The 23,338-nt window shown below is 33.9% G+C and carries 18 protein-coding genes; 12 read left to right on the top strand and 6 right to left on the bottom strand.

What is annotated here, in order from left to right; all coding sequences use genetic code 11:
• The first annotated feature begins 5 nt into the window (after positions 1-5).
• The 9 genes from atpA (at position 6) to ACNFIH_RS12440 (ending at position 10,106) form a co-directional block, all read left to right on the top strand.
• Complete coding sequence (gene atpA / locus ACNFIH_RS12480; RefSeq protein ID WP_142449908.1) at positions 6-1,583, top strand: F0F1 ATP synthase subunit alpha; 1,578 nt, start codon at positions 6-8, stop codon at positions 1,581-1,583.
• Positions 1,584-1,667: 84 nt separating this feature from the next.
• Entirely contained in the window at positions 1,668-2,528 is an 861-nt protein-coding gene (atpG, locus tag ACNFIH_RS12475; protein WP_142449909.1) for an ATP synthase F1 subunit gamma, read from the top strand.
• 540 nt (positions 2,529-3,068) lie between these two features.
• Positions 3,069-3,515, top strand: a complete 447-nt coding sequence (locus tag ACNFIH_RS12470) for a GNAT family N-acetyltransferase (RefSeq protein ID WP_426483404.1) — start codon at positions 3,069-3,071, stop codon at positions 3,513-3,515.
• 93 nt (positions 3,516-3,608) lie between these two features.
• A complete protein-coding gene (locus tag ACNFIH_RS12465; protein WP_035646884.1) occupies positions 3,609-5,069 on the top strand; it encodes a lipopolysaccharide biosynthesis protein in 1,461 nt (486 codons plus the stop codon).
• Between the two features lie 25 nt (positions 5,070-5,094).
• Positions 5,095-5,529 (top strand): dUTP diphosphatase, encoded by a 435-nt coding sequence (gene dut / locus ACNFIH_RS12460; protein ID WP_035646609.1) that lies wholly within the window; start codon positions 5,095-5,097, stop codon positions 5,527-5,529.
• Positions 5,530-5,622: 93 nt separating this feature from the next.
• Positions 5,623-6,639, top strand: coding sequence for a sugar phosphate nucleotidyltransferase (locus ACNFIH_RS12455; RefSeq protein ID WP_142449911.1), 1,017 nt, complete (start codon positions 5,623-5,625; stop codon positions 6,637-6,639).
• A gap of 51 nt (positions 6,640-6,690) precedes the next feature.
• The gene (locus ACNFIH_RS12450; protein WP_426483403.1) at positions 6,691-8,040 is read left to right on the top strand and encodes a tetratricopeptide repeat protein; all 1,350 of its coding nucleotides are present in this window, start codon (positions 6,691-6,693) and stop codon (positions 8,038-8,040) included.
• 6 nt (positions 8,041-8,046) lie between these two features.
• Complete coding sequence (locus ACNFIH_RS12445) at positions 8,047-8,829, top strand: DUF4292 domain-containing protein (protein WP_426483402.1); 783 nt, start codon at positions 8,047-8,049, stop codon at positions 8,827-8,829.
• A gap of 23 nt (positions 8,830-8,852) precedes the next feature.
• Positions 8,853-10,106 (top strand): murein hydrolase activator EnvC family protein, encoded by a 1,254-nt coding sequence (locus ACNFIH_RS12440; protein WP_426483401.1) that lies wholly within the window; start codon positions 8,853-8,855, stop codon positions 10,104-10,106.
• Between the two features lie 46 nt (positions 10,107-10,152).
• On the opposite strand, the gene ACNFIH_RS12435 is transcribed toward ACNFIH_RS12440, so the two are convergent.
• Positions 10,153-10,572: a CBS domain-containing protein gene (locus ACNFIH_RS12435; protein ID WP_426483400.1), complete on the bottom strand. Its 420-nt coding sequence runs from the start codon at positions 10,570-10,572 to the stop codon at positions 10,153-10,155.
• Positions 10,573-10,801: 229 nt separating this feature from the next.
• Between ACNFIH_RS12435 and rbfA the strand changes: the two genes are divergently transcribed.
• The 3 genes from rbfA (at position 10,802) to ACNFIH_RS12420 (ending at position 13,990) form a co-directional block, all read left to right on the top strand.
• Positions 10,802-11,194, top strand: coding sequence for a 30S ribosome-binding factor RbfA (gene rbfA / locus ACNFIH_RS12430; protein WP_035646598.1), 393 nt, complete (start codon positions 10,802-10,804; stop codon positions 11,192-11,194).
• A 1-nt stretch (position 11,195) separates the two neighbouring features.
• Positions 11,196-12,395, top strand: a complete 1,200-nt coding sequence (locus tag ACNFIH_RS12425) for an ABC transporter permease (protein WP_035646596.1) — start codon at positions 11,196-11,198, stop codon at positions 12,393-12,395.
• A gap of 167 nt (positions 12,396-12,562) precedes the next feature.
• Complete coding sequence (locus ACNFIH_RS12420; protein WP_426483399.1) at positions 12,563-13,990, top strand: MATE family efflux transporter; 1,428 nt, start codon at positions 12,563-12,565, stop codon at positions 13,988-13,990.
• 43 nt (positions 13,991-14,033) lie between these two features.
• Here the strand turns inward: ACNFIH_RS12420 and dusB are convergent, their stop codons facing one another.
• The 5 genes from dusB to ACNFIH_RS12395 form a co-directional block, all read right to left on the bottom strand.
• On the bottom strand, positions 14,034-15,026 hold the full coding sequence (gene dusB, locus ACNFIH_RS12415) for a tRNA dihydrouridine synthase DusB (RefSeq protein WP_035646589.1): 993 nt from the start codon (positions 15,024-15,026) through the stop codon (positions 14,034-14,036).
• Positions 15,027-15,175: 149 nt separating this feature from the next.
• Complete coding sequence (locus tag ACNFIH_RS12410) at positions 15,176-16,465, bottom strand: phenylacetate--CoA ligase family protein (RefSeq protein WP_426483398.1); 1,290 nt, start codon at positions 16,463-16,465, stop codon at positions 15,176-15,178.
• The gene (locus tag ACNFIH_RS12405) at positions 16,462-18,129 is read right to left on the bottom strand and encodes a C45 family autoproteolytic acyltransferase/hydolase (protein ID WP_426483397.1); all 1,668 of its coding nucleotides are present in this window, start codon (positions 18,127-18,129) and stop codon (positions 16,462-16,464) included. Before ACNFIH_RS12405 ends, ACNFIH_RS12410 begins: the two co-directional genes overlap by 4 nt.
• Before the next feature lie 7 nt (positions 18,130-18,136).
• Positions 18,137-19,651 (bottom strand): phytoene desaturase family protein, encoded by a 1,515-nt coding sequence (locus ACNFIH_RS12400; RefSeq protein ID WP_426483396.1) that lies wholly within the window; start codon positions 19,649-19,651, stop codon positions 18,137-18,139.
• A 1-nt stretch (position 19,652) separates the two neighbouring features.
• Positions 19,653-23,333, bottom strand: coding sequence for a 1-acyl-sn-glycerol-3-phosphate acyltransferase (locus tag ACNFIH_RS12395; protein WP_426483395.1), 3,681 nt, complete (start codon positions 23,331-23,333; stop codon positions 19,653-19,655).
• Positions 23,334-23,338: the final 5 nt, after the last annotated feature.

Here is a 23,338-nt window from a genome sequence, read left to right as displayed (position 1 = left end):
TTAAGATGGCGGAAATCAAACCTGCTGAAATTTCAGCAATATTAAGAAAGCAAGTAGAAGGTTTTGAATCTGGTGCTACGCTAGAGGAAGTAGGAACAGTACTTCAAGTTGGAGACGGTATTGCTCGTATTTACGGGCTGTCGAATGTACAATATGGTGAGTTAGTAGAATTTGATAACGGTATGGAAGGTATCGTATTGAACCTTGAAGAGGACAATGTTGGTGTGGTACTTTTAGGACCATCAACTGGACTTAAAGAAGGATCTACTGCAAAAAGAACTCAACGTATTGCTTCTCTTAAAGTAGGTGAGCAAATGGTAGGACGTGTTGTTAACACTCTTGGTTTTCCAATTGATGGAAAAGGACCAATCGGTGGAGACTTATACGAAATGCCTTTAGAAAGAAAAGCGCCAGGAGTTATTTTCCGTCAGCCAGTAACTGAACCATTACAAACAGGAGTAAAAGCAGTTGATGCTATGATCCCAGTTGGACGTGGTCAGCGTGAGCTTGTTATCGGTGACCGTCAAACAGGTAAATCAACTGTTTGTATCGATACAATCTTGAACCAAAAAGAATTTTATGATGCAGGAAAACCTGTATTCTGTATATATGTTGCAATTGGACAAAAAGCTTCAACTGTAGCAGGAATCGCTAAAATGTTAGAAGAAAAAGGAGCAATGGCTTATACAGTTATTGTTGCAGCTAATGCTTCTGACCCAGCTCCAATGCAAGTTTATGCTCCATTCGCTGGTGCTGCAATTGGAGAATACTTTAGAGATTCAGGTCGTCCAGCACTTATCGTGTATGATGATTTATCTAAACAAGCTGTTGCTTACCGTGAGGTTTCTCTTTTATTAAGAAGACCACCGGGACGTGAGGCTTACCCTGGAGACGTTTTCTACTTACACTCTCGTTTATTAGAGCGCGCTTGTAAAGTAATCGCAGATGATGGTATCGCTAAAAACATGAACGATTTACCAGATTCTATTAAGTCTATCGTAAAAGGTGGTGGTTCATTAACTGCTTTACCAATTATCGAAACTCAGGCTGGTGACGTTTCTGCATATATCCCAACAAACGTAATCTCTATTACAGATGGTCAGATTTTCCTTGATGGAGATTTGTTCAATTCTGGGGTTCGTCCTGCTATCAACGTAGGTATCTCTGTATCTCGTGTTGGAGGTAATGCTCAGATTAAATCAATGAAAAAAGTTTCTGGAACTTTAAAATTAGACCAAGCTCAATTCCGTGAATTAGAAGCTTTCGCTAAATTTGGTTCTGACTTGGATTCTGTTACTTTAAACGTAATTGAAAAAGGAAAAAGAAACGTTGAAATCTTGAAACAAGGTTTAAATGATCCTTATCCTGTTGAAAACCAAGTTGCAATTATTTACGCTGGTTCTAAAAACTTATTGAAAAGTGTTCCTGTAAATAAAGTAAAAGAATTTGAAGCTGATTTCTTAGCTTACTTAAACAGTAAACATAAAGATACGCTTAACGCGTTGAAAGCTGGTAAATTTGACGATAACATTACAGATGTTATTGAAAAAGCAGCAAAAGAAGTTTCAGCAAAATATAACTAATTTTAGTTGATGGTTGTTGGTTGATTGTTGTTGGAATTATCCAAGTAACTATCAACCAACAACTAACAACCAACAACTATATACATGGCAAATTTAAAGGAAATCCGTAATAGAATTACTTCCGTTTCATCGACGATGCAGATTACATCGGCAATGAAAATGGTTTCTGCTGCAAAGCTTAAGAAAGCACAAGATGCAATCACTGCAATGCGCCCTTATGCCGAGAAATTAACAGAGTTGCTGCAAAATCTTTCTGCTACACTTGATGGTGAAGTTGGAGGAGATTACACAACACAGCGTGAAGTAAAAAAAGTATTGCTTGTAGCTATAACTTCAAACAGAGGTTTATGTGGTGCATTCAATTCGAATATTATTAAAGAGGTTAAAAACCGTTCTGAATTTTATGCAGGAAAACAAGTTGATGTTTTTCCTATTGGGAAAAAAGGAAACGATGTTTTGTCTAAAACATTTAAAGTTCACGGTCATCATAATGCAATTTTTGATCACTTAACTTTTGAAAACGTTGCTGGAATTGCAGATAATTTGACTCAAAAATTCTTATCTGGAGAATATGACAGAATCGAATTAATCTACAATCAGTTTAAAAATGCTGCAACACAAATTGTTCAGACAGAGCAATTTTTACCGTTAGCACCTATTAAATCTGATGGAGCGGCTTCAACTGGAGATTATATTTTCGAGCCTTCAAAAGAAGAAATCGTGTTGACTTTGATCCCAAAATCATTAAAAACACAATTATACAAAGGTATTCGCGATTCATTTGCTTCAGAACACGGAGCACGTATGACAGCTATGCATAAAGCAACTGACAACGCAACGGAATTAAGAAACCAATTGAAATTGACTTACAACAAAGCACGTCAAGCTGCAATTACAAACGAAATCTTAGAGATCGTTGGTGGAGCAGAAGCTTTGAACGGATAATAAGACATCTAAAAATAAAAAAAGAGCCTGCAATAATTTGTAGGCTCTTTTTTTTTGTGCAAAAAAGAAGCCGACACCCCCCAAGTATCGGCTTTATCTCTTTTATATAGAAATTGAATTTTTTTGTTTGTTATAAAATGGTGATTCTCAATTTACCCAAAAATTGAGAATCAATACCATTTTATAAAATTATTGCACAGATTTATCACCTCTGTTTTGCTTTGTCTTTTATGGGAACAAACTAGCTTTATTAATCCCAATGCTCTGTTTTTTTTGAGGGTTACATTTCAGCAGAATCAATCCCTTGTGCTTTGTCTTTTGTGGGAACAAACTAGCTTTATCCGTCCCGATGCTTTGCTTTTTTAAAGGGTTGTATTTTAGCTTTCCTCATTCCCTGTGTTACAAAGTTAATACAGAAGCAATTGTAAAAATTTATATAATTTTTTTTGAATTTTATAGATTTCACATATACAGTTGTTTCAGAATTATATAGAAGGCGTAATAAAAATTGAGTAATTTTGAGGTTTATCTTTTATTAAAATGGAATTTCAAATACGAGAACTTACTACAATTGACGAAATGCTGGCACAAATTGATACCATGCGATTTCTTTATCCTAAAATTTCAATAGAGAAATATGAATCATTTCTTTTAGAAATGGTGCCTCACAATTACATTCAGATAGGCGTTTTTGATAATGATATTTGTTTAGGAATTACGGGATGTTGGTCGGCAACAAAACTTTGGACAGGAAAATATCTTGAGATTGATAATTTTGTTGTTAATCCGGAACACAGGTCTAAAGGGATTGGAAAATTATTGACAGACTATATTGATCAGAAAGCTTTAGATTTAGGATGTAGCAGTATTGTTTTAGACGCATTTACCGGAAATTTTGGCGCTCATCGTTTTTACTACAATCAAGGTTATGGACCAAAAGGATTTCATTTTGTGAAAGTTTTGGATGAGAACAAACTGACTCAATAAAAAAACATACAACTTCTTTTATTGAGCCTGCAAAATCATTAATAAACCAAAGAATTGGTTATTTTTGTTTTACGAACTTTATTAAAAATTATTTTGGGATTATATAAAAATCTATTCAAACAAACTGCGATTTACGGACTAGCAACGGTTTTACCAAGGATGCTTAGTTTTTTATTGGTCAGATTATATACAGGTATTTTACCAACAGCAGAATATGGCGAAGTTTCGATCGTTTTGTCTTGGATGGTTTTCTTTAATGTTGTTCTTTCTTATGGAATGGAAACGGCATTTTTTAGATTCTACAGTGCCGAAGAAGATAAAAAAAATGTAATCGCAACTTCTACAATTTCAATTTTCTGGTCGTCAATTGGGTTTTTATTCGCCGCCTTAATTTTTAGAAATACACTTGCAAGCTGGGCCGAAGTTGATGCTCAATATGTTACTTATTCGGTTTGGATTTTAGTTCTGGATGCTTTGGTTTTAGTGCCTTTTTCTAAATTAAGAGCCAATCAGCGCCCGATGGTTTACGCAGCAATTAAGATTGGAAATGTTATAATTAATTTATTGCTGAATATTTTCTTTTTGATGTATTTGCCAAAACTTGCAGCTTCAAATCCTAATTCGGTTTGGGATAATTTATATATTGAGAATTTCCAGATTGCTTATATTTTCATTGCAAATCTTTTGGCAAGTTTAGCTACTTTTATTGTGCTTTCGCCAAATTATCTTTCGCTTGGACGAAAATTCGATCCGGAACTTTGGAAAAGAATGATGAAATACGGTCTTCCAATTTTGGTTGCCGGATTGGCATTTGCCGTAAATGAGCATTTCGATAAAATCTTATTAGGATATTTACTTCCTGAAAATTTAGCAAAATCTGAAGTTGGAGCATATTCAGCCTGTTACAAATTAGGTTTGTTTATGGTTCTTTTTGCAACCGCTTTCAGATTAGGAATTGAACCTTTCTTTTTTAGTCATGCAAAAAATGAAAATGCTCCGCAGACTTATGCTGTAATCACGAAATATTTTGTGATTTTAGGATCATTAATTTTATTGGGTGTTATTGTTTTTGCAGACGTTTTAAAATTTTTATTATTAGATAATAAATCATATTGGGAAGCCATGAAAGTAGTGCCGCTGATTATTTTGGCAAATTTCTTTTTAGGTATTTACAATAACTTATCGGTTTGGTACAAACTGACAGACAAAACAAAAATTGGTGCTTACATTTCTATTGTTGGCGCAATTGTAACTTTGGTTTTAAATTATCTTTTAATTCCGAAATACAGCTATTATGGTTCTGCAATTGCGACCATTTCTGCTTACGGAAGCATGATGCTTATTTCCTATATCCTTGGAAATAAATATTACCCAATTCCTTATGATATGAACAAAATTGGCGCTTATTTAGGTGTTTCAATAGTATTCTCAATAATTTCATTTTACGGATTTAGAGAGAAATATTATGTTGGAATTCCGCTTCTTTTAATTTTTATGTATATGGTTTATCATTATGAAAAAGATACCATAAAAGGAATACTAAAGAAAAAATAAGCCCGTTTAAAATTTTAAATTACAAATGAAAATACAAATCATAAATAAATCACAGCACGACTTGCCAAACTACGAAACTATTGCTTCGGCAGGAATGGATCTTCGTGCCAATTTAACAGAATCGATTACATTAAAACCTTTAGAAAGAACCATTGTTAAAACAGGACTTTTCATTGAATTACCAATTGGGTACGAAGCGCAAGTACGACCAAGAAGTGGACTGGCAGCTAAAAAAGGTGTAACAGTTTTGAATTCTCCAGGAACTGTAGACGCAGATTACAGAGGTGAGATAGGAGTGATTTTAGTAAACTTATCAAATGAAGAATTCGTAGTTGAAAATGGAGAGCGAATTGCGCAATTGATAATTGCAAAACACGAAAGAGCAGAGTGGATTGAAGTCGAAGAACTTTCAGAAACTTCAAGAGGCGCTGGAGGCTTTGGAAGTACTGGAGTGAAATAAGTTTTCAGTCTCAGCTTTCAGTTTGCAATATCCAAAAAATAAGAACCAACTCAAGAAGATTTTCAAATCTTCCCCTAAAAAATAAATACAAAAATGAAAATAATCGTTCCAATGGCGGGCCGTGGCTCAAGACTTAGACCGCATACTTTAACAGTTCCAAAACCATTAATTCCTGTTGCAGGAAAATCGATAGTTCACCGATTAGTTGAAGATATTGCTAAAATATTAAAAGAACCAATTGAAGAAGTTGCTTTTATTTTAGGTGATGAAGCTTTTTTTGGTGAAGATGTTGTAACAAGCTTGCAAGATTTGGCAAAAGGACTTGGTGCAAAAGCGTCTATTTACCGTCAGGATTTACCTTTAGGAACGGGTCATGCCATTATGTGTGCGAAAGAATCTTTATCTGGTCCAGCTGTTATTGCTTACGCGGATACTTTGATTAGAGCTGATTTTGAATTAGATCCTCAGGCCGATGCTGTAATTTGGGTAAAGCAAGTTGATCAGCCAGAAGCTTTTGGAGTTGTAAAATTGAATCAGAACAATGAAATTATAGAATTGGTCGAAAAACCAAAAGAGTTTGTAAGTGATTTAGCCGTTATCGGAATTTACTATTTCAAAGAAGTTGGAGATTTGAAAAAAGAACTTCAAGGCGTTTTGGATAATAATATTCAAAATGGTGGCGAGTATCAAATTAACGACGGAATTAAAGCTATGATGGCTAACGGAAAAGTTTTCAAAACCGGAAGTGTTGACGAATGGATGGATTGCGGAAACAAAGATGTGACTGTTGAAACAAACAGCAGAATGTTAGGATTTTTGCATAACGACGGCGAGCATTTAGTAGATTATAATGTGACGTTAGAAAACGCAACAATTATTCCGCCATGTTATATTGGTGAAAATGTAGTACTAAAAAATACAACAGTTGGGCCAAATGTTTCAGTTGGAAAAGGTTGCCGAATTACAGACAGTTCTATTAAAAATAGCTTAATACAAACTTATTCTCAAATAAAAAACGCTAACTTAGACAATGCGATGATTGGAAATCACGTTAGTTATGATGGTAAGTTTACTAGTATTAGTATTGGAGATTATTCAGTTTTAGAATAAAAAAGAGTTTTTCAGAAGATTCTTTTTGGTTTAAAATAAATTATAAAAAGAATGAAAAAAGGCGTTTGGATAATTTTATTTTTCGTTTTGCTTGGCAATTCAAACTCGGTTTTGGCTCAGACTGAACCGGAAGATATTGCTATGGCTCCAGACGAATATCAAGATGCTTTTTATGAATCTTTAAAACAAAAAGGAATTGAAAATTATGATAAAGCCATAGTATCATTAGAAAAATGTGTAAAACTAAAACCTAATGATGCTGTTGCTTATTTTGAATTAGGAAAAAATTATTTTGCTTTAAAAGACTATCAAAATGCAAATACGGCTTTTGAGAAAGCAACGCAGTTAAATCCTAAAAACAAATGGTATTGGCTTGGAATTTATGACGTAAGTTATGAAACCAAGAATTATCCGCTGGCGATAGAAACGATTCAGAAAATTATTGTTTTTGATGAAGAGTACAAAGATGATTTGATTTCATTATATATGATTACAAATCAATTTGATAAAGCACTTATAGCGATAAACGAAATGAATGATAAATTCGGAAAATCGGAAGATCGTGATCGTTATAAAATGCAGATCCTTTCGCAGGGAAAATATCAAAATGCTGAAATTTCGAATTTGATCGATCAGATAAAAAAGAATCCGAAAGAAGAATCTAATTATCTTAATCTTATCGTCTTATATTCAAAATCAGATGATAATGACAAGGCTTTAGAAGTTGCGACAAAATTGGCAAAAGAAGTTCCAAATTCGGAATGGGCGCAAGTAAGTTTATTCAAAACATATTTAGATGCAAACCAGGCTGATAAAGCAATCAAGTCAATGAATGTTATTTTGGCAAGTTCAAAAATTGATTCGAAAATTAAGCACAGAACTTTGAATGAATTTTTGATTTATACCAATAAAAATCCGCAATACGCTCCAGATTTAGAAAAAGCAATTTCTTATTTTGATAATGATCCAAATGTGAATGTTGCCAAAGAAATTGGGAAATTTTATCATAGCAAAGGCCAGTTTGAAAATGCAATTAAATATTATGAAAAAGATTTAAAGGCAAATTCTGATACAGATCGTGAAACCAATTTGCTTTTGCTTGAAGCCTATACACAGGCAAAACAATTTGAACCGATGACCAAAAGAGCCATGAATATGATTGAAGTTTATCCAAGTCAGCCACAATTTTATTATTATGCCGGACTGGGAAACAATCAGTTAAAACAATTTAAGAACGCAAAAACCGTTTTAGAGATGGGGCTTGATTATGTTGTTGATGATAAAAAATTGGAATCAAATTTTAATATTCAGTTAGGAGAGGCTTATAATGGATTGGGAGACGCCAAGAAAAAAGAGGAATACTTTTTGAAGGCCAATGAGTTATTAAAACAAAAGAAATAGGAAAAGATGAAAAAATATATAGCAATTGTGTTGCTGTCGGTATTTGTGATTTCATGCAAATCGAAAGCTGTGGCAGTACAAAACAACAATAACAAAACTGAAGAAGCGCCAAAAGAAGATAAAAAAGCAATTGAAAAACATTATAACAATAAGTTAGATTTCTCAACTTTAAGTATAAAAGCAAGTGCGAGATATGAAGATGAGAAACAAAGTCAAAATGTTACTGCTGATATAAAAATTGAAAAAGACAAACAGATTTTAATAAGTGTTCGTTTCCTCGGAATCACAATGGCAAAAGCTTTGATTACGCCAACAACAGTTAGCTATTATGAAAAAATAAAAGGTACTTATTACGAAGGTGACTTTACGAGTTTAAGCAAATGGCTGGGAACAGAACTAGATTATAGTAAAGTTCAGAATTTATTGGTTGGAGAAGCCTTAGACGATTTAAGAAAAGGAAAATATACACAGACAATCGTAGAAAACCTTTTTCGTTTAGAAGATGAAAAAGAAGAAAAAGTAAAAAAGATATTTTATTTAGATTCGGAAAAATATTTAATTCAGAAAGAAGAAATTTCACAAGCTTCAGAAAACGTACAGCTTGAAATTATTTATTCTGACAGTAAAACCTTTAATCAGGGAACGCTTCCAACAACCATTGAAATTAATGCAGTTCAACCAAAAGGGAAAACAAATATTAATTTAAATTATAATAATATTTCATTTAATGAAGAACTTTCTTTTCCATATAGTGTTCCAAGTGGGTATAAAAAAGTTATAATTAAGTAAATTTGCAAAAAGAAAACAGAAACATGCCAAAATTTCTCCTAAGCCTAATTTTTATTTGTGCCACGACTTTTATGTGGGCACAGGATTCGCAGCAAGAAAAACTTGAACAGCGCAAAGCACAAATTCAGCAGGAAATTAGAGATAATGAAAAAATGCTGCAGTCTGTAAAGAAGCAAGAAAAATCGGCAGTAAATATATATTTAATTCAGGCGAATAAAATTAAGCTGAAAGAAAAACTGATTAATACCACTGCAAAACAGGAAAGGGTTTTGAGCAATGATATGTATATTAATCAAGTTCAGGTTAACAAATTGAAAAAAGAATTGACAGTTTTGAAAGCAGACTATTCAAAAATGATTTTAAAATCATACAAAAGTAGATCTGAGCAAAGTAGGGCAATGTTTATTTTATCTTCAGAGAGCTTTTTGCAAGCTTATAAAAGAGCACAATATTTAAAACAATATACGAATTACAGAAAAAATCAAGGTTTAGAAATTGAGTCTAAATCGGCACAATTAGTTGATTTTAATGCAAAACTTGACGGCCAGAGACAGGTTAAGAAAAAGATTATTGCTGAAAACCAAAAGGAAAAAATAAGTCTGGAAGTTGAAAAGAAAGAACAACAAAAACTAGTAAACGCTCTTAAAAAGGATAAAAATAAAATCATTGCCGACACTAGAAATAAACAAGCAGAAGCAAAAAGAATCGACAGACAAATTGATCGTTTGATTCGTGAAGCAATTGCTGAAGCAAATAGAAAAGCAGCTCTGGAACGAGCTAAAGATAATCCTGGATCTACAGCTTCAACAGCGCCAGTTTCTTCTTCAAAAATTGCTTTGACACCAGAAGGAAAAATATTAGCTGCTGATTTTAAAGCAAACAGAGGAAAATTGCCATGGCCGGTTGAAAAAGGATTTGTTTCATTAGGTTATGGAGATCAGCCACACCCGCTGCATCCGTCAATTACAGTTCATAACTCGGGAGTTGAGATTACAACCGAACAAGGTGCAACAGCCCGCGCAGTATTTGAAGGGGAGGTTTCGAGTGTAATTGTTTTATCACCAATCAACAGAGCAGTTATGATTCAGCACGGAGATTATTTTACAGTTTATCAAAATTTAAGTTCGGTATCAGTTGTAAAGGGGGATAAAGTGAATACTAAACAAAGCATTGGAAAAGTAAGAACCAGCGGAGATACAGGAAAAACAACCATTAAGTTTTTGATACTTCAAAATACGACAAATATGAATCCGGAAGGATGGTTACAAAACAGATAAAAAAAGGGAGCTATTGAGCTCCCTTTTTTATTAAGTTTAAGTTTTATTAATCGTATTGTTCAAGTAAATATTTAATGACATCAGTTGTAGTTACGATTCCTTTAAGTTCGTCATGATCAACAACAGGTAATGCATGAAAATCTTCTTTAGCAAAAATTTCAGCTAAATCTTTAATAACCATGTCAGATGAAACTGTTCTTGGTTTTGAAGTCATAATCTGAGAAATATTCAACATATCAAGTATGGCTTCATCAGCACCTTCTTGTCCTTCAAACAAAGCGCCAAAAGTTAACCGGTTGATGTCGGTTCGGCTAATAATACCCACCACTTCTTTTCCTTTAACAATTGGAATGTGACGGATTGTATTTTTCTTTAATTTTTCAACTACTGTTTTTAAATCATCTTTTTCATTTGCAGTCACCACGGTTTTTGTCATAATGTGACTTATTGGTTCTCTCTTTTTCATGATAAATAAGTTGTAATGTTTAGATCAAAGGTCGCAAAAGAAGTGTTTAAAAAATATGATTTTTATCAGGTTTACTATTTGAAAATAAGATGGTTATGTGTTTTCTTTTTTCTAAATATAAAAGAAGGAAAAGTATAAAATGATAACAAAATGATGTTTCATTTGAAAAATCAATCTATATCTTGAGCCGAAGTTAACCGATTGAATTTAAAAATAGTATTTTTGCAGTATGGAAACAAATAGACAGAAAAAAATAGGCGGTGTCATCCAGAAAGATTTGGTTGATATTTTGCAAGGTGAAGTGCGAAAAAACGGAATTACCAATTTAGTAATTTCGGTATCCAAAGTTAGTGTTACTACAGATTTATCTGTGGCAACGGTATATTTAAGCATTTTCCCTCAGGAGAAAGCCAAAGAAACTTTAGAAGGAATTAAATCAAATACAACTTTAATTAAACACGATTTATCACAGCGTGTGCGTTTGCAATTGCGCCGCGTACCAAACTTGGTGTTTTTTATCGATGACTCATTAGATTATATCGAAAAAATCGACAATGCTTTAGCAGGAAAAGAAAACCCAATTGAAAACCGTGATCTTTTAGAAAAAAGAAGAAAATCATAAATTGAATTTCCCCCTTTACATAGCCAAACGTTACATTTTTAGCCGAAGCAAAAATAACGCTATCAATATCATTAATCGTATTGCGAGCTTAGGAATTGTTGCCGGCACGATGGCTTTGTTTGTGGTTTTATCTGTTTTTAGCGGATTAAAAGTTTTTAGTTTGTCGTTTACAAACGAAATTGATCCCGATTTAAAAATGACAAGTACGTATGGAAAATCATTTTTGATTACACCAGAACAGGAAAGTCAAATCAAGAAAATTGATGGTGTCGTTTCATACACCAAAATTATTGAAGAACGCGTTTTGTTTTTGTTTAAGGACAAACAGAAAGTTACTTATTTAAAAGGAGTTGATCGTAATTATCCAGTGGTCAACGATATCAAAAAAAAGCTTTTCACCGGACAATGGTTAAAACCAGATACCTATCAGGTTGTAATAGGCTATGGAATTTCTCGTGACTTTTCATTGGGAGTTTTGGATTTCGAAAATCCGTTGCAGATTTTTGCGCCAAAACCAGGAAAAGGAGCGATTGAAAATCCGGATGACGCTTTTACAAAAACAGATGTTCTTCCGGTGGGGATTTACTCCATCAGCGAAGATTTAGATTCAAAATATGTTTTTGCTGATTTAGGTTTGGTACAGGAATTATTGGAATATAAAACCAATCAAATTTCGGGACTTGAATTTAATCTGGAAGAAAATGCAAATGAAAGTGCCATCAGATCACAGCTAGAAAGTATTTTCAAAAATAAAGTCACGCTTAGAAATCGGGCGCAGCTGAATGAATCTTTGTATAGAATGTTAAATACCGAGAACATAGCGGTATATCTGATTTTTACATTGGTTATTATTGTAGCACTTTTTAACTTGATTGGTGCTTTGATTATGATGATTTTAGAGAAAAAAGGAAATCTTAAAACCCTTTTTAATCTTGGAACAGAAATTAGCCATCTGCGAAAAATATTCCTTCTTCAAGGAACTTTGCTGAGTGTTTTCGGTGGTATAATCGGACTTATATTAGGTGTCATTTTAGTGTTACTGCAACAGAAATATGAACTGATTATGATTACGCCAACTTTGGCATTTCCGGTTGTTTTTACAATTGAAAATATCTTGATTGTTTTAGGAACCATTATTTCTTTAGGTTTTTTGGCTTCTTTAATTGCTTGTAGCCGTGTAAGTAAAAAGCTTTTAGATTAATATTTCGGGCTAAAAAATATTTCCTATATTTATCGTCTCAAAAAATTACCGCATATGATAGTTTCTGCCTAATCCTGATTTATTTTTTAAAATAATTAGGATACTTACGTTTTTTCGAGTTCAGATTAGTACATCTGAACCAATTTTTTCATTTATCCTAACTTATCATGACAGAAACTACAATACAGAAAAGTCTATTTTCTAAAATTTTCACCACTTTAAAACAAGCTCTAAAAGGCGACGAATCATTTGATTATACTTCAGGAAGTATAAAAAAAGCTGTAATTCTATTAGCCATTCCAATGGTTTTGGAAATGATGATGGAATCGGTTTTTGCCTTGGTCGATTTATATTTCGTCGGACATTTGAAACATAGCAGTTTTGCGATTCAGACTGTTGGATTGACAGAATCCGTTTTAACAATTATATACTCACTAGCAATAGGAATGAGTATGGCAGCAACCGCAGTTGTAGCAAGGCGCATTGGAGAAAAAGATCCAGTTGCAGCTGCCAAAGCCGGAATGCAAGCTATTATTGTTGCAATTGCCGTAAACGCTTTAATTAGTGTTTTGGGAATTATTTATGCAAAAGATATTTTGATTTTAATGGGTTCTTCAATAGAATCAGCCGAACACGGTTTCCGATTTACACAAATCATGATTGGTTCGAGTTTGTGCATTATGCTTTTGTTCCTGATAAACGGAATTTTCCGTGGAGCTGGAAATGCCGCAATTGCAATGAAAAGTCTTTGGATTGCCAATATCTGCAATATCATTTTATGTCCAATTTTAATTAATGGTTTTGGACCAATTCCTGCTTTCGGATTGATTGGAGCTGCTTTGGCAACTACAATTGGAAGAAGCATTGGAGTTTTGTATCAGGTTTATCATTTGTTTTTCGGAAACGGAATTTTAAAAATCAAGATTCCATATTTCGCTCCCGATTTCACACAGATAAAAGCTTTAGTAAAAATCGCAGCTCCGGGAATTTTGCAGTTTGTAATCGCTTCCTGCAGTTGGATTTTCTTGGCACAATTAGTAGCAACAACAGGTGGCGATCATGGTTCTGCAGGTTATCAAACTGCTTTAAGAATTATGATGTTTTTTATACTTCCGGCTTGGGGATTGAGTAATGCTGCAGCGACTTTGGTTGGACAGAATTTAGGTGCGAAACAAATCGAACGTGCAGAAAAATCGGTCTATACAACTGCACGATATAATGTAATTTTTATGGCTTCGATTATGATTATTACGTTGGTTTTTGGACAATATATTATTTCGTTTTTTACGAATGACAATCAGGTAAAAACTATTGCGATTGAAGCTTTACAGATCATGAGCATCGGATTTATTTTCTACGGAATTGGGATGGTTTTAATCAATACTTTCAATGGAGCAGGAGATACCTGGACGCCAACAGGAATTAATTTCTTCGGGTTTTGGTTGTTCCAAATTCCGCTAGCATTTGTATTGGCAAAATATTTCAATATGGGGCCAACAGGAGTTTTTATTGCAATTCCGGTTGCTGAAACTGCTATTACTTTGGCTGGAATCTTTTTCTACAAAAGAGGAAAGTGGAAACGTGTTCAAGTATAATAAACAAAAAGGCCTTCAAATTTGAAGGCCTTTTTTATATTTTTTAAACAAATTCATATCCTGCATAAACCTGTTCAATTTCTTTCATAATGGCGAATAAATCTTCAGGTGCATCAGTTGTAACTAATTTTTGTTTGAATTCTTTGAAAGAATGAATTCCTTTAAAATAGTTGGTATAATGACGACGCATTTCTACAATTCCTAAACGTTCGCCTTTCCAATCCATCGACCATTGCAAATGATTTCTGGCAGCTTCAACACGATCAATAACCGTTGGAGCAGGTAAGTGTTCACCCGTTTTGAAATAATGCTTGATTTCGTTAAAAATCCACGGATAACCAATCGCGGCGCGACCAATCATGATGCCGTCAATTCCGTATTCGTTTTTATATTTTAATGCTTTTTCCGGACTGTCGATATCACCGTTTCCAAAAATAGGCATTGTAATTCTTGGGTTGTTTTTTACACGTGCAATATGCGACCAATCTGAATGACCTTTATACATTTGTGCGCGGGTTCTGGCGTGAATTGTCAAAGCTTGAACTCCAATATCCTGAAGTCTTTCAGCCACTTCATCAATATTAATAGAATTATCATCCCAACCTAAACGTGTTTTCACCGTAACAGGCAAATCAGTTCCTTTGATAACCGCTTTGGTCAAACGAACCATCAAATCAACATCTTTTAAAACTCCTGCACCAGCGCCTCTGCATACAACTTTTTTTACCGGACATCCAAAGTTAATGTCTACTAAATCTGGCTTTACTGTAGAAACAATTTTAGACGACATTTCCATCGCTTCTTCATCACCACCAAAAATCTGAATTCCGACAGGACGTTCATAATCAAAAATATCCAGCTTCATTCGACTTTTTATAGCATCACGAATCAATCCTTCCGATGAAATAAATTCAGAATACATCATGTCAGCACCGTGCGTTTTGCATAATCTGCGAAACGGCGGATCGCTCACATCTTCCATCGGAGCAAGTAGTAAAGGAAATTCGGGTAATTCTATGTTGCCAATCTTGACCATCTTCATAATTTTTTGCAAAATTACAACATTTTAGTCGAATTTGTGCAATTCGAGTGACAAAGGCGCAAAGTAACAAGGGGACAAAGGGTTTTTTATAGTGCTGATTAACAGACTTTGAACCTTTGTCCCTTTGTTACTTTGTCCCTATATTAAGACCTATAATCGAAAAATCGAATTGGTTTTCGGCTCATTGGATTAAAAACCAAAGGATTCAAAACTTCTTTTGAAGCAAATTCTATTTTTGGAGCTACTCTTAATTTGGCTCTAAAATGATCTTTTATTTCTTGTAGAAATTCTGGAGTTTGATTTTTTACGGCAATTTTAATCAAGATTTCATCGGTGCCTAAATCGTTGGTTGAGATTTCGATTAAATGATTTTCGATATTATCAAAACTGCTCAAAACATCATTCATCGCTGGCGGATAAAGTGTTGTGCCTTTGTATTTTATCATTTGTTTTTTACGGCCAACAACTGGACCAACACGTAATGTATTTCGTCCGCAAGCGCAAGGTTCGTCGTGAATTTGAACAATATCGCCGGTTTTAAAACGCAATAACGGCATGGCTTCAATTCCTAAAGTAGTAAAAGTAAGTTCGCCAGTTTCGCCATTTTTCACCGGAATATTATTTTCGTCGAGAACTTCAACAATGATCAATTCCGGATGATGATGCCCGCCTTTTCCATGTTCGCATTCTGTAAAAGCGGTGCTCATTTCGGTAGAAGCATAAGTCGAAAACAACTTAATATTCCATTTGTCCGTAATTTTTTTGGATAAAATATTCATTGAAAAATCTTGTTCTCTCAAAGATTCTCCAATACAGATAGCACCTTTTATGCTCGAATTATTATAATCGATTCCGTGAATTTCGGCATATTCAATTAATTTCAAAAGGAAAGAAGGAACCGTAATTAAGTAACTCGGATTGTATTTTAAAATCGAATCCCATTGCATTTCCGGAATTCCCGCACCAACACGGATCACGCCAACTTTCAATTTTCTTAAACCAAGAAAATAAGCCAGTCCGGCCATAAATTTTCGGTCAATTGTCGTCATTAATTGTACGACATCGCCTTCTGCAATTCCGGCGCAGGCAAATGAAATGGCTTCGTTATAAGCCAATCGATCCAAATCAGAATCGGTTAAACCAAAAGTTACCGGATCGCCCAAAGTTCCTGAGGTCGAAGCGTAATCAATAATTTTATGTTGCGGAACACACAAAAAATCATCATTATATTGCTGTAAATCTTCTTTTGTAGTAACAGGCAAAAACTGTAAATCTTCTAGAGTTTTTACTTTCGAAATATCAATATTTTGTCCGGCAAAAAGTCTTTTATAAAAAGGAGAATTCTCGCTGATGTAAGCTAAAAGTTCGACTAATTTTTGTTCCTGAAAAACTTTAATTTCTTCTAAAGAATCTTTTTCTATTGCTGGAATCATTGTAATTTTCTTTTGAGTTTTTTTAAATATTTTTCAATTTTTGCTTTTTCAGGAGCGGTAGTAATTTCTTTTGTAAGTGCTTTTTCAAAATTAATCTGAGCAGCGCGGAATTGTTTTTTTTGATAAAAGTACAACCCTGCTTTGTAATATACAACCCAATAATCAGGGTTTAACGATTGATATTGCTGAATAAATTCGGGCGAAATTGTTTCTTTGTTTTTCAGATACAAATCCATTTGATGATTTTCGGATTTAAACTTTTTAAAGTTCTGGAAAGCTTCGGTTTTGATAAAAGGATCTTTGGCAATATTTAGATTTTCCTGCTCAAATGAAATTGTGGTATTTGTCTTTTTTCCGTTAAAAATCGAATCCAGATTATAACAAACAAATTCACCCAATTGAAACGGATTTGCCGAAATCCAAACCAATTTTTCTTTCGGTTTAAAAATAATTCCGTGATGCGCCAATAATTGATTCAGCGCTTTTTCGTTGCCAAAACCAAGCGGAATATCATTCAAACCATTTTTGTTTCTAAGAATTTCAGAAGCAATTTCAGGATTTATTTTTTTGTTTTCAGAAAGAAGTTCCTGCATTCTTTCAAAACGATATTCCGAATGACTGTCTGCAATTTGCCCTAAATTTCGTTTTTCATTTTTAAAAGCGTCACTCTGAAAATGATTTGAACAAATTAATTGATTGCTGTTTGGAACTTCATAAACGTCCATTTTTTTTGGAGAAACTTCAATTAAAACTGCTTTATTATCCTGTGCACTTCCCACCATAATTGATTCGGAAACAAATACTGATCGTTTTTTTGCAATGGCAATTGCTTCGTCAATATTTTGTGCATGCTGTAAAATTTCGCGAGTTAAAATTGAAATTGGTGTTTTTGCAGTTAACGGAATTTCCGATTTTGCCGCATTAATTGTAACGGTCAAACCTTGCTGATTCATTCCAGAAACAGCGCCAATCATTCCGGGCCAGGAAACCATCATAAAATTATGTCCTTGTTGTGGTTTTATAAACGCAACGATTTTATTTTCTGCGAAAGCGTCATTTACATAAAAATCAAAATTGCGCCCAAGAATTAAATTTCCATCTTCCGATTTTTCTCCCCAAGCGGCAAATGACGAACAGCCAACCAAAGCCAAATCCTGCAAAGCGTGACCAATATCATGCGCCGCATGCAAGTACAAACCACGTTGATATTGTGGCGCGATGTTGTCAAATTCATGCGAAGTATATTGTGAAACGCCAAAAATTTCCGTTTGATATTCTTCGGGAACATTGGCATATAATTTCCTATTGTACCATTTTAAGAAATGGCGCAACATCTTCTGTTCGAATTTCGACGGAACTAAATCTTTTATTTTGGAGAAAAATATTTGTTGTTGTTTTTGCAAAAGTGAATCAGACAAAGCGCCGGTGTTTAAACCAATTTCTAATGGATCGCCTTCAACATATAATTCCCAAAGTCCTTGTTTATTTTTTAAAAGCGAATTATTTCCAGCGATAAAAACACTGTCAGAAAGTTTAGTGACAACAGGTTTTGTAGCATTAAATTTTGAAATATCAGGCTGATGATTTTTAGATTTTGCCGTTCCGCAAGAAACCAGAATTTCTAAAAAACAAAGGCAGAAAAGATATATGATTCGGTTTCTCATAATTCAATTATTCTGCCTGATTAATTTTGGTAATCAAATATTCTTTTCCCAAGATTTCGGAGCAAGTTACAACAGCGCCAATTGTAACGCCCAAAACACCATGCATATTGATGCTTTGACCCGTAAGATATAAATTGTCTATTTTGGTTTTTGACGGAATAAGTGTTTTCAGCGGATTATTAGAATCTTTCACATAACCATACATATTTCCGTTATCACCACCAATATAATCGCGATAGGAAAGCGGACTCGAAGTATGAATTGATTTAATACAATCTCTGATTCCAGGAAATTTTATTTCGATTTCATCTAAAAATTTAGCTGCTTTTCGGGCTTTAAATTCTTCATAACTTTCGCCGCGGTCATTTTTTTCTACAGTTGTATTGAATGTTTCGGCCCAAGGCAAAACATCGTCAAATTTCATGTAGGTTATAAAAGTCATTCCGTCAGCCCAGATTTCCTCTTCTTTAGAAGCGTTCATAGAAGCCATATAGGTTTTTGGCCAGGAATTTTCGTCGTATTCGTGTGCCGTCCAGACTTCGTTGCTGTTTTTAAAATGATAATAATTATGGTTGATGTATTTGAAAGTCTCCGGTTTAAAAACCAAATACAAACTGAAAGCCGAAAGTACACCTTCAAGACTTTGAATTCGGTTGAAAAATGGTTTTCTGAAGTTTTCTTCGCCAGCCATTTTCAAAGTCGTTTTGGGTTCGATATTCGAAATAAAATAAGTTCCGGAAACTCGAGTTCCGTCTTTCATTTCAACCGAATTCACTTTATGGTTTTCGACTTCAAAACGTGTAACTTCTTTGTGTTTGTAAAATTCGCCGCCGTATTTTTTTAATTGTTTTAAAAGCTGTTTTGTAATCTGGCTTCCGCCGTTAATGCAGCGCCATGAACTCTGAATATAAGAATTCACAATTAAGGCGTGAACATAAAAAGGCGATTTGTCCGGAATGCCCGCATATAGAAAATTAGAACCGGCCAAAACAGCTTTCAGCTTTTCATTTTCAGTAAACGAATCGATGGTTTCTTTCGCGTTGAGCGTTAAAATTTCAGGATCATATTTTCCTTCCCATTCTAAATTATAGAGCGGAAAAGAGTTGCAAATGGTTTGTAAATTTTGGCAGTAATTCTCAATGTTTGTTTTTTCTTCCGGAAAATATTTTGTCAGTTGCGCAACAAAATTCTCATAACCTTGCGCATGTGGATATTCGGTTTTATCATCTTCAAAAGAGATAATATCAAAAGCATTTTGATCTAATTGCTTCAGATTTAATTTATCGATAATTCCCAGATATTTAAAATATTGATGCAGATTCTGGCCTTCGTCTAAACCTCCGATATAATGAATTCCGGTATCAAAAATAGTTTTATCGCGAACAAAAGTCTGAAGATTTCCGCCGTACTGATTGTTTTTTTCGAGCACACAAACGCTGTAGCCTTCTTTAGCCAGAATTATGGAAGCCACTAAGCCACCCAAACCGCTACCGACGATAACTACATCGTAATGTTCTTTCATTTTATTTTTTCTTAAAAATAATAAGTTCGTTTTCTTCTAAAACACAATCAAAACCAAATTTAAGGATAGTGTTTTTTAAATTCGGAGAGTCTATCAAAATTACGCACGAAGTGAGAACTATTAATTTCTGAATTTCATTTTCTGCATTTTCACCCGAAATTAAAAGCGTATCATAATTATTTTCAGGCAGAATTTCTAAATTTTCGAGATACGATATTTTTCTCTTATTAACGATATAATTGATTTTGGCAATATCACGTTTTTCTTCATCAGCAATGTAGGAATGAATTTTTCGCTGCGGTTCCTGCAATGCTAATAAAACGTCTAATTGTCCGTAATCATTGGCCAAATGAAATATTTTGGCTTTCGCCGATAACTGTTTTCCAAGAAGAAAATAAGTTTCGAGATGGTTTTTCAGATCTTTTTTTACACTGTTTACAACTTCAATTTCTTTATAATCATAACTGTGAAGCAGCATGGATTTAAAATAATCTGCGCCTTCTAATTCCTGACGAATTTTGCGATATTCAGCTTTAAAGAAAGTACTTATTTGTTTCGTTCTTTCGGCATAATTTTTTCCGAATGAAAGATTTTCAGGTTTGATTCGTTCTAAAATCGTAACCGTTAATTTTCCGTTATGAATAACAAAATCGCCTTTCGGAATTAATTCAGAAGCGCCATGAATAACTACTGGAATAATATCAAGATTAAATTGTTCAGCAAGAAAAAATGCACCTTTATGGAATCGTTTTACAACATTACTTTCCGAGCGTGTTCCTTCCGGAAAAACCATCAAAGAATAACCTTCTTCAACTTTTTTGCGCAAATGTTCAACACCGCTATCCAAGCCTTCTGAAACAGGATAAAATCCGGCTTTTCTAACAACGCCACCAAAAATAGGCGAGTTGTAAACCCAGTCGCTTACCAGAAAAATAATTTTTGGGCTCAGCATTCCGACAGATAAAATATCTAAAAATGAAGAATGATTGGCAATTATTATGGCCGGTTTTTCGAAATTTTCATTGAAGTTATTAACGACTCTTTTTTGAATAAACGGATTCGAATATAATACCGATTTCATGAATTTTGAAACCACATATCGAAAAGCTTTCATTTTCGTTTTTGCACTCAATGGCAAAATTGGCATCAGCGTAAAACTGAAAATCGACATTACAATTCCACCCAAACCATAATAGCTAAACGAAAGAATTCCGTGGATAAAAGTTCGTAAATGAAATGGTGGATTTCCATTTTTTGAACGATTGGATATAAAAAGTTTGAAAAGAATCGGGTAGAAGATAAACGTGATAATCAGCGCTGAAAAAACCCCAATCAAAGAAACCGATGAAATCGAAGTCAGTGCCGGATGTTTGGCAAAAATCATAGCGCCAATTCCTAAAATGGTTGTGATGACCGCCAGAATTATAGAGGTTCTGTAAATCGCTATTTCGTTCTTTCCGGTTGTATATTCTTTTTGAAGCGCGCTTGTCATGAAAATACTAAAATCGACACCATGACCAAAAATCAAGGTGCAGACAATCATGCTGAAAATATTCATTTGAATGCCAAAAATGCCCATAATTCCAGCTGTTACAATTCCGGTCAATGCAATTGGAATACAGCTTACAATGACCAATTCGATTCTTCGGAAAAAGAAAAACAGAATTAAAATCACAGCCACAAATGAATAATTGACAAGCGAATTAAAATCGGTTTTCAAAGTACTGAAAAACGTTTCGTTCATTTGCTGGCGGTCGATGGCAATTAAATTATTTTTGGCTGAAGCCGATTTTACAAATGCATCGCGTTGTTCTGGCGAAACTTTTACTAAAGTCGAAATCGTATAAAAACCATTTTTTTCGGTTACAAATTCTTTTAATTGAAGCGCCTGAATTTTCAAATAATCATTGGAAGAAATTGGTTTGAAATCAAAATTCAAATGATCAAAAAAAGCGGAATAAGTAGTTGGCTTAAAGCCGAGTTTTGAACCTTCGGCAATTAATTGCGATTGTAAAACTTGCTTTTTATTGGCGTCCCAAAACGAATTCCATTTTTCAATTTTTTCAATTTGCTCTTTTTGTGAAAGCATTATTCCTCCAACAGAACTGAAATTTAATATTTTGTTTTGTGTTTTTTCTTTGGATAAATCAGTAAAAAGTTTGCTGTTGGTTTGCAAAACTTCGTCCATGCTTTTTCCGTACGAAGCCACATAAATGGTTTTTGACGTTAAGCTCGTGCTTTCTTCGAGTTGTTTTTCGGCTGCTTTGATTTCCTTCGGAACAAAATTTAATTGCGATAAATCATTATTGAAACCAACATTATTATAAGTAAAGCAACAGATAATCGTAATTAAAACGCAAAATCCAATCAGGAATTTATTGTTGTGAAAGGAGAAATGCGCCATTTTATCAATGACATTTTTCTTGTGTTCCGCCGGATTTTCTTTTGGTTTATACAAATGCGGCACAATCAAAAGCGAGAAAAATGCAGACGCCATCACAATAACTGCAGCGAAAATTCCGAGATCATTTAAGGCATCAGATTTTACAAAAAGCAGACATAAAAAAGCAACAGCCGTTGTTGAACTGCTCATGATTACGGGCATCGTAATGTCTTTGTACAACGTTTTTACATCGCTATTGTGTTTGTAATGTGTGAGAATATGAATCGAATAATCAATCGTGATTCCGAGTAAAATAGATCCGATTCCGAGAGAAATTGCTGAAATCTGTTCTTTTACAAAATATAAAAACGCAACGGCGAATAAAGCTCCAAAAACCGTTGGAAGAAAAATAATTAACGGAATCAATATTTTTCGGTAGAATAAAATCAGAATCAGCATTAGCGTAAACATCGCAATTGATGTCGTCAGGACAATATCACTTTTAATTTGATTGGCATTAGCAACCGCAATTAAAGCCGAACCAAAATAACTGATCGAAGTTTTGCCTTTGTATTTCTGATTTAAATTTTCCTGAATTGATTTTAGCTTTGCAGCAAAAACTGTATTTTTTTCGGTTTCGCTTGACGGAAGATTTGAAGTTATAAAAAGCAAAAGTTTCTTTTTGTCTTTCGTCATTACAAAACCATTGTCGAGCATAAAATCGTCACCAATATTTAATTGCTGTAATTTTTTTAAGGCGATAAACGAAATCCCAAGCGGATCTCGTTGGATAAAATCTCTAGTGATAAATCCCGAAGGCGAGATAATCAATTTATAATTTCCTTCAACCGTTGCTACAATACTGTCTTTTTTCAGTTTGTTTTGAATGTCTTCATAATCTTTGTTTTCAAGAAAAAGAGGCAGATTATTGTAAACAAAATCGATGGTTTCCTGAATATTTTCTTCGTCGATTTTTCCTTGGATTCCGGTAACATAAGGTTTGCAGGATTTTGAAACACTGTCTGAAAAAATGCTCGCCATTTCTTTTAAATCTTCTGCAGAACCGTTTTTTTCGAGTTTGAAAATGACGGTTATTTTATCGGCAAAATTTAATTGTTTTAAGACTTTTGCTGTGACGTCGGCTTTGTCATTGGCGGGAATTAATTTGGTAATATCTTCTTCAAATTTAATTTGAGAAGCGAAAAAACCGAAAACTAAAAGCATCAACAAAGCCAAAAAAACCGAAAGCGATTTTCTTTTATTTACAAATAAATGAATGGCGTAAAAATATTGATGCATTGTTT

The organism is Flavobacterium sp. 2, from assembly GCF_049949195.1.
GTDB lineage: Bacteria > Bacteroidota > Bacteroidia > Flavobacteriales > Flavobacteriaceae > Flavobacterium.
The sequence above is the reverse complement of the archived record's forward strand: the minus strand, read 5'-3'. Positions and strand labels throughout refer to the sequence as shown.

What these genes read in the sequence shown, in the direction of transcription:
- atpA (WP_142449908.1), top strand. Translation starts at nt 6, where the DNA reads ATGGCGGAAATCAAACCTGCTGAAATTTCAGCAATATTAAGAAAGCAA.
- atpG (WP_142449909.1), top strand. Translation starts at nt 1,668, where the DNA reads ATGGCAAATTTAAAGGAAATCCGTAATAGAATTACTTCCGTTTCATCG.
- ACNFIH_RS12470 (WP_426483404.1), top strand. Translation starts at nt 3,069, where the DNA reads ATGGAATTTCAAATACGAGAACTTACTACAATTGACGAAATGCTGGCA.
- dut (WP_035646609.1), top strand. Translation starts at nt 5,095, where the DNA reads ATGAAAATACAAATCATAAATAAATCACAGCACGACTTGCCAAACTAC.
- ACNFIH_RS12455 (WP_142449911.1), top strand. Translation starts at nt 5,623, where the DNA reads ATGAAAATAATCGTTCCAATGGCGGGCCGTGGCTCAAGACTTAGACCG.
- ACNFIH_RS12450 (WP_426483403.1), top strand. Translation starts at nt 6,691, where the DNA reads ATGAAAAAAGGCGTTTGGATAATTTTATTTTTCGTTTTGCTTGGCAAT.
- ACNFIH_RS12445 (WP_426483402.1), top strand. Translation starts at nt 8,047, where the DNA reads ATGAAAAAATATATAGCAATTGTGTTGCTGTCGGTATTTGTGATTTCA.
- ACNFIH_RS12440 (WP_426483401.1), top strand. Translation starts at nt 8,853, where the DNA reads ATGCCAAAATTTCTCCTAAGCCTAATTTTTATTTGTGCCACGACTTTT.
- ACNFIH_RS12435 (WP_426483400.1), bottom strand. Translation starts at nt 10,572, where the DNA reads ATGAAAAAGAGAGAACCAATAAGTCACATTATGACAAAAACCGTGGTG.
- rbfA (WP_035646598.1), top strand. Translation starts at nt 10,802, where the DNA reads ATGGAAACAAATAGACAGAAAAAAATAGGCGGTGTCATCCAGAAAGAT.
- ACNFIH_RS12420 (WP_426483399.1), top strand. Translation starts at nt 12,563, where the DNA reads ATGACAGAAACTACAATACAGAAAAGTCTATTTTCTAAAATTTTCACC.
- dusB (WP_035646589.1), bottom strand. Translation starts at nt 15,026, where the DNA reads ATGGTCAAGATTGGCAACATAGAATTACCCGAATTTCCTTTACTACTT.
- ACNFIH_RS12410 (WP_426483398.1), bottom strand. Translation starts at nt 16,465, where the DNA reads ATGATTCCAGCAATAGAAAAAGATTCTTTAGAAGAAATTAAAGTTTTT.
- ACNFIH_RS12405 (WP_426483397.1), bottom strand. Translation starts at nt 18,129, where the DNA reads ATGAGAAACCGAATCATATATCTTTTCTGCCTTTGTTTTTTAGAAATT.
- ACNFIH_RS12400 (WP_426483396.1), bottom strand. Translation starts at nt 19,651, where the DNA reads ATGAAAGAACATTACGATGTAGTTATCGTCGGTAGCGGTTTGGGTGGC.
- ACNFIH_RS12395 (WP_426483395.1), bottom strand. Translation starts at nt 23,333, where the DNA reads ATGCATCAATATTTTTACGCCATTCATTTATTTGTAAATAAAAGAAAA.